The following is an 11428-nucleotide window of genomic DNA, read 5'->3' as shown; positions in this document are numbered from 1 at the left end:
AATGGGTGATGTGTCCGGACTGTCTGATGCGGTCCGCCGTCGCCCTCTTCGACGGCGACGCGGGGTCCGGGCGGCGGGAGCCTGGGACCGGTGCGGGCCGCGACGGTTGCGGGGCCCCGGGTTCGAGGCCGTCTCCCGCACGCGCGTCACCGAGGTTTCGACGCCCGGCCGCGCAGGGGGGCTCCGGCGAACTCCCGCACGCCGTCGGTGAACGGCACCCGGGGCAGCCAGCCGAGTTCCTCGCGCAGCCGTGACGAGGAGGCGGTGATGTGGCGGACGTCGCCCAGCCGGTACTCGCCGGTCACCACCGGCGCGGGCCCGCCGTGGGCCGCGGAGAGCGCGGTGGCCATCTCCCCGACGGTGTGCGGGCTTCCGCTGCCCACGTTGTAGGCGCGCAGTGTGCCGTCCGGGATCGCGGCGCCGACCGCGCCGAGCGCTGCCAGGTTGGCGGCGGCCACGTCGGCGACGTGGACGAAGTCCCGGCGCTGACCGCCGTCCTCGAAGACCCGGGGCGGCTCGCCGCGGGCGAGCGCGGAACGGAAGAGCGAGGCCACTCCGGCGTAGGGGGTGTCGCGTGGCATTCCCGGTCCGTAGACGTTGTGGTAGCGCAGGGCGACCGCCCGGCCGCCGGTGGCCCGCGCCCAGGCGGCGGCCAGGTGCTCCTGGGCGACTTTCGTCGCCGCGTAGACGTTGCGCGGGTCGGGCGGCGCGTCCTCCGGCACCAGGCCGGGGGTGAGCGGGTCGCCGCAGCGCCGGCAGACGGGCTCGAACCGTCCGGCGTCCAGGTCGGCGACCCGGCGCGGGCCGGGCCGGACGGCCCCGTGGCGGGCGCATGCGTAGCGGCCCTCGCCGTAGTAGACCATCGAGCCGGCCAGGACGAGCTCGCTCACCCGCAGCCGGGCCATGGCCGCAAGCAGGACGGCGGTGCCCAGGTCGTTGCACCCCACGTAGGCGGGCGCGTCGTCGAAATCCCGGCTCAGGCCGACCATCGCCGCCTGGTGGCAGACCGCGTCCACCGCGTGCAGCGCCTCCTCGACCACCGTCCGGTCCCGCACGTCGCCGCGCACGAACGCCACACCGGGCGGCCGTGAGGGCGGGAAGGCCGCCGTGCCGTGCGCCGCGGGCAGCACCGCGTCCAGCACGCGCACCTCATGTCCGGCCTCGACCAGCGCACCGACGACGTGGGAGCCGATGAACCCGGCCCCTCCCGTGACAAGCACCAGCATGCCTTCGAGGCTACGGCCGGATCCGACACCCGGCGCTGCGAGGCCGTCCGCCGTGCTCGCGGCTGCCACGATGGCGGGTGTGGGAGTACGCACGCTCTGCGCCACGGCACTGCTCGCCGCCCTCGTCGCCGTCGTCGCCGCGACGGTCCGCCTGGGCGGTGATCTCGGCCATCCGGCCGCGCTGCTGTACTGGTACGCCGCCGCGTGGATGCTGTTCGCCGGGGCGGCGTGGACCGTGCGGCGCGTGCCGGTGCGCACCGCCGTGGCGCTGATCCTGGCTGGGGGGATCGCCCTGTGCGTGGCGGCGCTCTCGGGTCCGCCGCGCACCAGCGACGACATGTACCGCTACGCGTGGGACGGTCGCGTGCAGGCTGCGGGGATCTCCCCGTACGCCTACCCGCCGGACGCGCCGCAGCTTGCCCGGTTGCGTGATCCATGGCTCTTCCCCGCCGGGACCACGTGCCGCGGGTGGGACCTCCACCCGGTGGCGGGTGTGTGCACGCACATCAACAGGCCGTCCGCACCCACGATCTATCCGCCCGTGGCCGAGGGATGGTTCCTGCTGGTGCACGCCGTCTCCCCGGCGGGCGGGCGGCACAAGCCCCTGCAACTCGCCGGTGCGGTGCTCTCCGTCGCCACGACGGTGGCGCTGCTGCTGGTGCGGCGGCGCACGTGTGGTGACATGCGGCGGGTGGCGCTGTGGGCATGGTGTCCGGCGGTGCCTTTCGCCGCGGTCAACGATGCCCATGTGGACACCGTCGGAGTGCTGCTCACGGTGGTTGCGCTGGGCGCGGCCACAGGAGCACGCCGTGGAGCGCTGCTCGGGGCGGCGATCGCCGCCAAACTGCTGCCCGCACTCACCCTTCCGGGCGCACTGTCGGGGGTGCTGGCCCCCGGGCGCAGCCCGCGTACCCGGCTGCGGGAGGCGGCGAGCGTGCTGCTCGCCGCCGTTGGCGTCGTGGTGCTCGCCTATCTCCCTTACCTGCTGGCATCCGGTTCCGCGGTCCTCGGTTATCTCCCCGACTATCTGCGGGAGGAGGGGTACGAACCGGCCGACGTCGGCCGGTTCGCGCTGCTGCGGCTGGTGCTGCCGGACGCGTGGTCCGGTCCGGCCGCTGCCGTACTGGTGGCGCTCACCGCCTGGTACGTCCTGCGGCACGGCGATCCGGAGCGGCCGTGGCATGGATCGCTGCTGGTCACAGGCACCGCGCTGCTGCTCGCCTCGCCCGCGTACTACTGGTATGCGCTGCTCGTCGTGGCTCTCGTGGCCATGGGTGGCCCAGGGGAGTGGCTCGCCGTCGCCGCCGCGGGCACCGTGCTGTATGTCGCGAACGAACTGCACTGGCCCGGTGTCCAGGCAGCCGCGTACGGGATGGCCGCCGCGACGGTGCTCGCCGGTGTACTCGTCCGGGCGCGGGCGCGTGGCGGCGGAGACAGGCGGCGGGACGGTGCGGGAGGGCAGGCGTGCGGGCCGCATCGGGCGCGAGGGGGTCATCGTTGGCGGCGTCTGAAGACGACCATCCGCAGGACGGCGAAGCGCACCACGGTCACCAGGGCGAAGCTCGGCACGAGCACCAGGGTCTCCGCCGCCGGCGAGGCGGTGGGCCGGTAGTGGCGGAAGAGCAGGACAGCGCCCGAGGTGACCAGGTACGCCAGGACGAAAAGGCACCCTGCGGCCAGATGCGCCCGGAGGACCCGGACCGAAGACCCGCCGAAGGTCAGCCGGCGGTTGGCCTCCGTGTTGAGGACGGTGACGGCGAGAAGGGAGGCGAAATTGGCCACGACGGGCGGCGACCAGTGGCGCAGAACCCAGTACAGCAGGGCCTGGGCCGCCGTGGAGGCGACACCGATCACGACGAACCAGAACGCTTCCCTGGTCAGCGCGGTGCGGCCGGGCCGGGTGGAGGCGCTGCGCTGTGTGCCGAGGCGTCGCACCCCACCATCATGGGGCCACCGGGCGACCCGTCGAGCCGTGCGGAGCGCCGGTTCGGCCACTCGGCTGGCGACGGACACCCGCATGCGAGCCGGGCGCGGAAGGACGCCCCGATCTGTGCCAGTTTGTAGCCGACGACTCGACAGACACTGACGGCGCGGCGGGATTCGATCCACCCCTCGGAGAGTCGGCACGGAGGCGGAGGAGGCGGCCGGTGGGCAGTGGTGGACGGCAGTCGGCACCGGACTCCGGCGGGCCGCAGCACCCGGGACCGGACGAGGACCACGCTCCGGGGCGCCTGGAGCGCGTTCGCGCTGCCGCGGCGGCGCGGGCCACCAAGGGGGCCGCTCGTACCCGGGCCCTTGTACGGCGGGTCGAGCGGACTCCTCCGCCCCCGGGGCCGTTCCGTCCCGGCTTCTGGCGCAGTCCCCTCCGCGGGCCCTGGCTGACATCCGTGTTCGGCCTGGTGCTGCTGATCGGCATCCCCCTGCTCTTCCTGACCGGCGCGCTGTCCTACGCCGCCTACAACCCCGGCCTCGGCGCACTCAACGACCAGACCCCGGACAAGGGCCTGCTGGGCTTCTACCTGTTCGACTGGCCCACGCACCCCTACTGGCTGTACCGGCTCACCCAGGGCGTGCACGTGACGCTCGGCGTGGTCCTGGTGCCGGTGGTGCTGGCCAAACTGTGGTCGGTGATCCCGAAGCTGTTCGAGTGGCTGCCGGTCCGCAGCGCCGCCCACGCGCTGGAGCGGCTGTCGCTGCTGGCCCTGGTGGGCGGGGTCGTCTTCGAGTTCGTCACCGGGATCCTCAACATCCAGCTCTACTACGTCTTCCCGGGCTCCTTCTACACCCTGCACTTCTATGGCGCCTGGGTGTTCATCGCCGCGTTCGTCGTCCATGTGAGCCTGAAACTCGGCCGGATGACCCGCTCCCTGCGCTCCCGCAACCTGCTGACGGAGCTGCGCACCGGGCTCGCCGGCACCCGGCCGGAGCCACCCGATCCGGACGGTCTGGTCGCGCTCGACCCCGCGGCGCCGACCATGTCCCGGCGCGGCGCACTCGCCATGGTGGGGGCCGGGTCGCTGCTCCTCCTGGTGGCCACCGCGGGACAGAGCATCGGCGGCCGACTGCGAAGGACCGCCCTTCTCGCGCCGCACAACCGTGACCCGGGCGGCGGCCCGAAGGACTTCCAGGTCAACAAGACGGCCGCTTCCGTCGGCGTCACCCCCGCCCTTGTCGGGCCGGACTGGCGGCTGGAGGTCCGCGGCCACGGGCCGACGCTCGTCTTCACCCGCGCACAACTCCTCGCGATGCACCAGCATGCCGCCGCGCTGCCGATCGCCTGCGTGGAGGGGTGGTCCACCGACGACCAGGACTGGAGCGGCCTTCGGCTGACCGACCTCGCCGCCCTGGCGGGCCTCCCCGACGCCGGAAGCGTCCTGGTGGAGTCCGTCCAGCCCCGCGGCCCTTACAGCGCGGTGGTACTGCGGGGCAACCAGATTCACGATCTCCGATCGCTGCTCGCCCTGCGGGTCAACGGCGCGGACCTCTCGCTCGACCACGGCCACCCGGCCCGCGTCATCGTCCCGGCCAATCCCGGCGTGAACAACACCAAGTGGGTGCGCCGGCTCACCTTCAGGACGTGACCATGGCGCGCTTCGTCCGTTGGTACGGCTCCGGCCCCCTCCATCTTCTCGTCCTGGTCGCCTCGTTCGCCCTCACCGGTTTCGCCCTGGTGCGACTGTTCGCCGTCCGCCCGTTCCAGGTCGCGATCTGGTTCGTCGGCGCGGCGATCGTCCACGACCTGATCCTGCTCCCCCTGTACTCACTCGCCGATCTGTCGGCTCAAGCCGTCCTGCGGCATCGCGCCCCCCGCATGCCGCAACCGCCGTGGATCAACTACCTGCGGGTGCCCGCTTTCCTCTCCGGCGTGCTCCTGCTCGTCTGGTTCCCCCTCATCCTCGACCTCGCGATCCCCTACCCCGATGCCGCACGACTGTCCGAAGGCGTCTACCTCGGCCGATGGCTGGCCATCACCGCCGTGCTCTTCGGCGCCTCCGCCCTTGCCTTCGCCCTCAAGCTCCGCCGCCTCCGGCGGGCCGCCCGCGCCGACGAGGAACGACCCGTATCGGGTCACGACGCCGCGTCATGACGCCCGGCGAGGAGCGGTCGCCCTGCGCCGACGCGGACCCCTACGCACTGGCCCTGCGCAGTGGCCGCGAACCGGTGTACCTGCGGCTGGCGGACGGACGCCGGATCCGGATGCCGGTGGATCGCTGGCACGCATACCCCACGGTGGCCGACGAATCCGTGCTCAATCGCTGCGTCGGCCCCGTTCTCGACGTCGGCTGCGGGCCCGGCCGGCTGTGCAGGGCACTCCTGGGGCGCGGAGCCTTCGCGCTCGGCGTCGATGTGGCTCCCCGCGCGGTGGCCCACACCATCGCTCTCGGCGGAATCGCGCTGCGCCAATCGGTGTTCGACCGGGTACCCGCCGAGGGAGTCTGGGAGACCGTCCTGCTCATCGACGGCAACATCGGCATCGGCGGCGACCCGCGAGCCCTGCTGTACCGCTGCAACCAGGTCACCGCCCCGACGGGTCTTCTCCTCGTCGAGGTCGACCTCGACGACGTCGAGGAACGCTGCACCGCCCGATTCGAGGACAGCCATGGCCACGAAGGTCCGCCGTTCCCCTGGGCACGTCTGGGAGCACCGGCACTCCACAGGATCGCCGAGGACCTTGCCCTCAGCGTCACCGACCAGTGGAGATGCGGCCAACGATGCTTCCTCGCCCTCGGCCACTGGCACACGGCCTCGGGACGTCGTCGCTGAGCCGGGGCCGACCACGCGGTGACGAGGAGACAAGACGCCCGCAAGCGCCGGTTGTGACACAGGGTTCGAGTTCCGTACGCGGAGAAAGTTCTCTGCCCGCCCTCCATGTTGAAGCAAGGCGGTCGTGGCCCCAGTCCCGGAATCGCGCAACGAGTCGAGGCCGAGAACTCCACGGAGTACGAGCAGCGAGCCGACAGGTATGACTCATCGTCAAATGAGCGTCGAAACGACTTCTCGTCGTCCCCGCGAGGATCGGGCCCACGAACCCTCCGTCCAGCATGACCTCCACAATATTGCAGGTCAGAGGTACCCATCGGCCACGTGACAGGTTCGACGTCATGCGCTCCGGAAACGAGTCGATCACCGCCTGCATACCTGAGGCAACCTAGGAAAACCGCAGGTCGGAAGCCCTGCTTAACAGGCTCCAGAATTGCCACGCACTCCACATGATGCGTCATCGAAATGATGTCGGCCCGAGCAAGTCTCAGGAAACACCAGGTCAGAGCCCATCTCACGGATCGCTGGCCTGCCCGCGGACGCCGAGAGCGTCAAACGAGCGTCATGCCCAGCAGTCCATCCCTCCTCTTCGGAGCGGGACAGGCTGCCACGGCCGACTCCCCCTTCAGCCTCGCCGCCGTCACTACCATCGAGGCAGCCCAGGGCTCAGGGAGCGATGCCGGCGAGGCCGCGGTTGAGCGCGCTGTCGGGGCGGCCGCTGAGCTCCTCCCAGGTGCCCTCCTCCACGATGCGTCCGGCCTCGAGTACGGCGATGCGGTCGGACCTCCGGATGGTGGCGCGGCGGTGGGCGATGACGATGGTCGTGCGGTCTTTCTGGCGCAGCGCGGTGGCGAGTTGGGCGTCGCTCGCGTTGTCCAGGTGGGCGGTGGACTCGTCCAGTATCAGGACCCTCGGCCGCACCAGCAGGGCGCGGGCGAGGGCGATGCGGGCCCGCTGGCCTCCGGAGAGGGTGGAACCGCGCTCGCCGACCAGGGTGGTCAGCGGGGCGATCCGGTCGACGCCGCACAGGCGGGCCGTTTCGACGAGGAGGTCGTCGTCGGCCTCGGGGGCGGCAAGCCGCAGGTTCTCGGCGAGAGTGCCGTGGAAGAGCGGTGTCTCCTGTCCCACCAGCGCGACAGCGCCCCGGAGTTCGGCATCGTCCAAGTCCCGTATATCGATGGCTTCCCCGTCGGCGGCTACGAGCCGTACCGTGCCCTCGGACGGGTCCCAGAAGCGTGCGATGAGGTGGGCGCAGGTCGACTTGCCCGCACCCGAGGCGCCGACCAGGGCGAGCGTCTGTCCCGCGCGGACGGTCAGTTCGATGCCGTCGAGGACGGGACCGCCACCGTAGTCGAACCCCACCTGGTGCAACCGGACGCCCAGTGGGCCAGGGGGAAGCGTGCGGGGCGCGGCGGCCGGCGGGGCGAGGGCGGGAGCCCGGACGGCCGCACCGACGCGTGAGGCGGCTGCGCGCAGGGAGACGGCCCGGCTCAGGGACCGGGCCGACTCCGCGACAGGGCCGAGGACAGCCAGAGCAAGCGCCATCGCCGCCGGAGCCCACGCCCCGTGCAGTCGTCCTGAGGCCATGGACTGTGCCGCCGCGGTCACCACGCCGAGGACGGCCAACACGATGAGGAGATCGCGGACCGCGTCCGTGACGGCTTCCCACGTGGCCTCGGCACGCTGGGCTTCGCCGACCTCGCGTCCGCGTCCGGCCAGTCGGTGTCGGCGTCCGGCAAAGGTGCCGAAGGCGAGCAGCTCGCGCAGTCCGTCGACGGTCTCCACCGTGTCGGCGGACAGTGTGGCGACGGCCGTACTGGTGCGGGCGCCGCGTACCGCACGTCCACGCGCGTCGGCAAAGGGAGCGGCTGCGAGCAGGACCGTGACCGGCAGCACGGCAGCGAGCAGCCACGGCTCCACTGCGACGAGGACCGCCGTACCGCCGGTGAAGACGGTCCCCGCGGCCAGGAGCTGGGCGGTGGTGTGGGCGTAGAAGAACTCCAGCGCCTCCACATCGGCCATGGCGGTGGCGGCGAGGTCCCCGCTGCGCCGGCCGGCCACGCGGGCGGGCGCGCTGCGAGCCAGTCCGTCGAAGACACGTACCCGCAGCGCGGCGAGGACCCGGTAGGCCAGATCGTGCGAGAGGTCCATCTCGCGCCAGGTCGTCAGAGCTCGTACGAGGACCAGGGCGACGAGTGCGGTGACGGTTCCGGACGACGGGGCCTTCGACTCGATGACGGCGGTGCCGATGGTGTGGGCGGCCAGGGTGACCAGCGCGACGAGGGAGCCTTGTTCGAGGAGCGCGGCGGCGCAGGTGCGGATCGTCATGGCGCGGTGGCCGGCGAGGGCGGGCAGCAGGGCGCGCAACGATCCCCGCTCGGGCACGCTCGTCCGGGCCGTGACGGTGTCGATGGCGTGGCTCATGCGGCGTTCTCTCCTCGGTGGGTACGGCCCGCCTCGATGAGTCGGGCGTAGACGCCACCGGCCTCGACCAGCCGGGCGTGGTCCCCGGTGCCGTCCACCCGTCCCCCGTCGAGGACGACGATGTGGTCGGCGTTCCGGACGGCGGCGAGCCGGTGGGCGATCACCAGGACGGTGCGGCCGCCGGCGGCGTTCAGCAGTTCGCGGACGATGTCTGCCTCGCGGCGTTCGTCGACCGAACTCGTCGCCTCGTCGAGGACGAGTACCGGGGCATCCGCCAGCAGGGCTCGGGCCAGCGCGAGCCGCTGACGTTGCCCGCCGGACAGAGTGGCGCCGCGTTCGCCCAGGACGGTGGCGTAGCCGTGGGGCAGGGCGGCGATCTCGTCGTGGATGCCTGCGATGCGCGCCGCTGCCGTCAGGTCGGCGTCCGTGGCCTCCCGACGGGCCATGCGCAGGTTGTCGGCGATGGAGGCGTGAAAGAGGTAGGTGTCCTGCGACACCACGGCGACGCCCTGCCGCAGCGCGTCGAGGGAGTACTCGGCGGTGAGGCGCCCGTCGAGGGTGATGCGGCCTTCGTGCGGGTCGTGGTGGCGCAGGAGCAGGGCAAGCAGGGTGGACTTGCCCGCGCCGGACGGGCCGACGATCGCGGTGGTCCGTCCGGCAGGTGCGGTGAAGGAGACACCGTGGAGGACGGACGCCTGCGCGCCGTCGTAGGCGAACCGCACGTTCTCGAAGCGGAGTTCCGGGGGATGGGGCCAGTCCGCGGACGCCGTGCCCGTGTCGTGGACCGCGGGTTCGGCGGTCCGCAGCGTTGCGATGCCGTCCGCGGCGGATACGCCGAGGTATCCGGCATGCCACTCGCGGGCGAGGTCGCGGACCGGCCGGAAGCATTCGGAGGCCAGCAGCAGCACCAGGTAGGTGTCGGTCGCCGTGGTGGATCCGCCGACGGCGGACCAGCAGGCGAGGACCGCGGCGGCGGCGGTGCCGCCCTGGATGGCGAGATCGGTGATGCCGGTGTCGACCAGGGAGACGCGCAGCTTGGCGACGGTCGCCCGGTGCAGCGCCGTTGAGCGCTCCTCCAGACGTGCGCGGGTGCGGCCGACCGCACCGGCGGCCCGTAGAGCGGGCATACCTTGCAAGGCTTCCAGGTAGTCGGCGCCCAGTCGTTCGTACGTGTCCCAGTGCTCCTTGCCGCGGGCGGTGAGGAGGTGGTCCCAGGCGCGCGGACCGAAAACGGCCAGCAGCAGAGCGGGGACGAGACCGAGCAGCACTGCCGGTTCCACTGCGGCCAGGACGGCGAGCACCAGAGGCGGCATGCTCAGGGCGATCAGGAGCTGGGGCAGGTAGCGGGAGACGTAGGCGTCGACGCCCTCCACACCCTCGACGAGGGTGGTGCGGACGGCTCCGGCGCGGGCGGTGGTCAGGTGGGCGGGGCCCAGGCGTCCGAGGTGGGCAAGGAGTTCGTCCCGCAACGCCACCCTGACCTCGGCTCCGGCGCGGGTGGCGGTCCGCCGCTGCCAGGTGCCGAGTCCGGCGCGGGCGACGACGACGGCGAGCACCGCGGAGAGCAGCCACGGTAGTTGCCCCGCCTCGCCAAGTGCGAGGGCTGCGAGGGCGAGGGCCAGTAGGGCCGCCTGCGCCAGGTGGGTGAGGGTGACCGCGCCTTGCAGGAGGGTGGCCGTGAGCAGGGGACGCCGTGCGCGTCGGGCGGCCCGGCGCAGCTCGGGGTGGACGATCATGCGGTGTTCTCCTCGTCGGCGTGAAGGGTGCCGAGGGCCAGTCCGTGGACGATCCAGTCCTGGCCGGGCGCGGCGCCGATGGCAGCGCCGAGGTCCGCCTGCTGCCAGGAGCCCACGGGCCGGGCGGTCAGTCCGTGGTGTCGGGCCGTGACGTGGGCGAGGTGGACGGCGAATCCGGCCCGCAGGTGGGTGCGGCGGACATGCGGGGCGTCGGCGTCCGCGGGGCAGCCGCGGGCGAGGAGCACGGCGCCCGCGTCCGCGATCCAGGCCTGACCCGCAGCCCAGACCGCGAGCGTCGGGCGGGTCTCGCCCGCGGCACAGCGGTGCAGTGCAGTGTTGTCCAAAGCGAGTTCCATCAGGCCGGGCCGTGGGGGTCCGACGGCGGCGCACCACCGCAGGTCGCCGCCACCCGCGTGCGATGCGCTGCGGAGGACCGCCCGCAGGGCGTTCGCGTGCGGAGTTCCGGGCAGCGGCGGCGGGGTACTGCGGCGGGCCAGCAGTTCACCGGGCGTGGGCGCGCTCGCAGACGGCTGGGCAGTCCGGGGGGCTTCGGGGTGGCGCGCAGGGTCGGGTGGGCGGATGCGCACGGCGGCCAGCGGGCTCTCGGCCGCTCCGTCCAGGCGGAGTTCGGGCTCGCCCGAACCGAGCGCTCGGGTCGCGAGGAACAGCGCCCCGGCGGCGTGCCCGGTGTCGAGGAGCAGCAGCGGCCAGGCACGGTGACCGTAGTGGGAGACCGTACGGCGTGCGGTGACGGAGAGTTCGGCCGTCACGCCCGGCGGCGTGCCGACGGGTTGTCGGCCGAGGCGGTGGACACAATGGCGCACCGGGTCGTAGCCGTAGCGGCCGGGAGGCAGAGAACAGCCGGCGCCGACGACGAGCTCCGCGTCGACCGGGTGCAGCGCACCGGCGGAGGGGGCCGGGCGCAGCCGCGCCGAACCGTCCGAGGCGGCGAGGGAGAGGTGCAGCAGGGCCCGCAGGTCGAGCTCGGCCGGGCCGGCCTCCGGGATCGGCAGCGGCGGTCCCGGCCAGGCCGGGACCGCCGGGCCCGCAGGTGTGCCGGGGCTGGGACACCGCGCGGAGCGGGCGTTCCGCAGAGCGGTGGCGAGGTCCACCGGAAGGCTCTCCAGCGGGTGGCCCATATCTCCCGGGCGGCCGCCGCCGACGGGGCGTTTCATGCTCGCTGGACGGCCTTCCCGGGGGTGTTTCACCTCCCCTGGACGACCGTCGCCGAGGTGTTGCACGGCCTCGGGGCGGCGGCTCTCTGAGTGGTGATCTCCGTCC

Annotated in this window: 8 protein-coding genes and 1 pseudogene; 4 read left to right on the top strand and 5 right to left on the bottom strand. The window is 72.9% G+C overall.

Annotation, left to right across the window (positions count from 1 at the left end):
* Positions 1–146 precede the first annotated feature (146 nt).
* Complete coding sequence (locus tag ACFC79_RS23110; RefSeq protein ID WP_376242966.1) at positions 147–1226, bottom strand: NAD-dependent epimerase/dehydratase family protein; 1080 nt, start codon at positions 1224–1226, stop codon at positions 147–149.
* Positions 1227–1296: 70 nt separating this feature from the next.
* Between ACFC79_RS23110 and ACFC79_RS23105 the strand changes: the two genes are divergently transcribed.
* On the top strand, positions 1297–2838 hold the full coding sequence (locus tag ACFC79_RS23105) for a glycosyltransferase 87 family protein (RefSeq protein ID WP_376243236.1): 1542 nt from the start codon (positions 1297–1299) through the stop codon (positions 2836–2838).
* Here ACFC79_RS23105 and ACFC79_RS23100 read toward each other — a convergent pair.
* Positions 2796–3245: pseudogene (locus ACFC79_RS23100) on the bottom strand (GtrA family protein); the annotation flags it as partial. The gene ACFC79_RS23105 and the pseudogene ACFC79_RS23100 sit on opposite strands and share 43 nt — an antisense overlap.
* A 359-nt stretch (positions 3246–3604) precedes the next feature.
* Here ACFC79_RS23100 and ACFC79_RS23095 point away from each other — a divergent pair.
* From ACFC79_RS23095 to ACFC79_RS23085, 3 genes are read left to right on the top strand one after another with little or no spacing between them, the layout of a single operon-like run.
* The gene (locus ACFC79_RS23095; protein WP_376243233.1) at positions 3605–4807 is read left to right on the top strand and encodes a molybdopterin-dependent oxidoreductase; all 1203 of its coding nucleotides are present in this window, start codon (positions 3605–3607) and stop codon (positions 4805–4807) included.
* A 2-nt stretch (positions 4808–4809) separates the two neighbouring features.
* Positions 4810–5313, top strand: coding sequence for a hypothetical protein (locus tag ACFC79_RS23090; RefSeq protein ID WP_376243230.1), 504 nt, complete (start codon positions 4810–4812; stop codon positions 5311–5313).
* The gene (locus tag ACFC79_RS23085; RefSeq protein WP_376242964.1) at positions 5310–5990 is read left to right on the top strand and encodes a class I SAM-dependent methyltransferase; all 681 of its coding nucleotides are present in this window, start codon (positions 5310–5312) and stop codon (positions 5988–5990) included. The genes ACFC79_RS23090 and ACFC79_RS23085 overlap by 4 nt, the downstream gene beginning before the upstream one ends.
* A 663-nt stretch (positions 5991–6653) precedes the next feature.
* Here the strand turns inward: ACFC79_RS23085 and ACFC79_RS23080 are convergent.
* From ACFC79_RS23080 to ACFC79_RS23070, 3 genes are read right to left on the bottom strand one after another with little or no spacing between them, the layout of a single operon-like run.
* Positions 6654–8411, bottom strand: coding sequence for an ABC transporter ATP-binding protein (locus ACFC79_RS23080; RefSeq protein WP_376242962.1), 1758 nt, complete (start codon positions 8409–8411; stop codon positions 6654–6656).
* A complete protein-coding gene (locus ACFC79_RS23075; RefSeq protein ID WP_376242960.1) occupies positions 8408–10147 on the bottom strand; it encodes an ABC transporter ATP-binding protein/permease in 1740 nt (579 codons plus the stop codon). The genes ACFC79_RS23080 and ACFC79_RS23075 overlap by 4 nt, the downstream gene beginning before the upstream one ends.
* A complete protein-coding gene (locus tag ACFC79_RS23070; protein WP_376242959.1) occupies positions 10144–11322 on the bottom strand; it encodes a SagB/ThcOx family dehydrogenase in 1179 nt (392 codons plus the stop codon). The genes ACFC79_RS23075 and ACFC79_RS23070 overlap by 4 nt, the downstream gene beginning before the upstream one ends.
* Positions 11323–11428: the final 106 nt, after the last annotated feature.

The organism is Streptomyces sp. NPDC056061 (genome assembly GCF_042266885.1).
In the GTDB taxonomy this organism is placed as follows: Bacteria; Actinomycetota; Actinomycetes; order Streptomycetales; family Streptomycetaceae; genus Streptomyces.
This window is presented reverse-complemented; position numbering and strand designations above follow the sequence as displayed.

Coding starts and splice junctions, on each gene's coding strand:
- ACFC79_RS23110 (WP_376242966.1), bottom strand. CDS start 1,226: ATGCTGGTGCTTGTCACGGGAGGGGCCGGGTTCATCGGCTCCCACGTC.
- ACFC79_RS23105 (WP_376243236.1), top strand. CDS start 1,297: ATGGCGGGTGTGGGAGTACGCACGCTCTGCGCCACGGCACTGCTCGCC.
- ACFC79_RS23090 (WP_376243230.1), top strand. CDS start 4,810: ATGGCGCGCTTCGTCCGTTGGTACGGCTCCGGCCCCCTCCATCTTCTC.
- ACFC79_RS23085 (WP_376242964.1), top strand. CDS start 5,310: ATGACGCCCGGCGAGGAGCGGTCGCCCTGCGCCGACGCGGACCCCTAC.
- ACFC79_RS23080 (WP_376242962.1), bottom strand. CDS start 8,411: ATGAGCCACGCCATCGACACCGTCACGGCCCGGACGAGCGTGCCCGAG.
- ACFC79_RS23075 (WP_376242960.1), bottom strand. CDS start 10,147: ATGATCGTCCACCCCGAGCTGCGCCGGGCCGCCCGACGCGCACGGCGT.
- ACFC79_RS23070 (WP_376242959.1), bottom strand. CDS start 11,322: ATGAAACGCCCCGTCGGCGGCGGCCGCCCGGGAGATATGGGCCACCCG.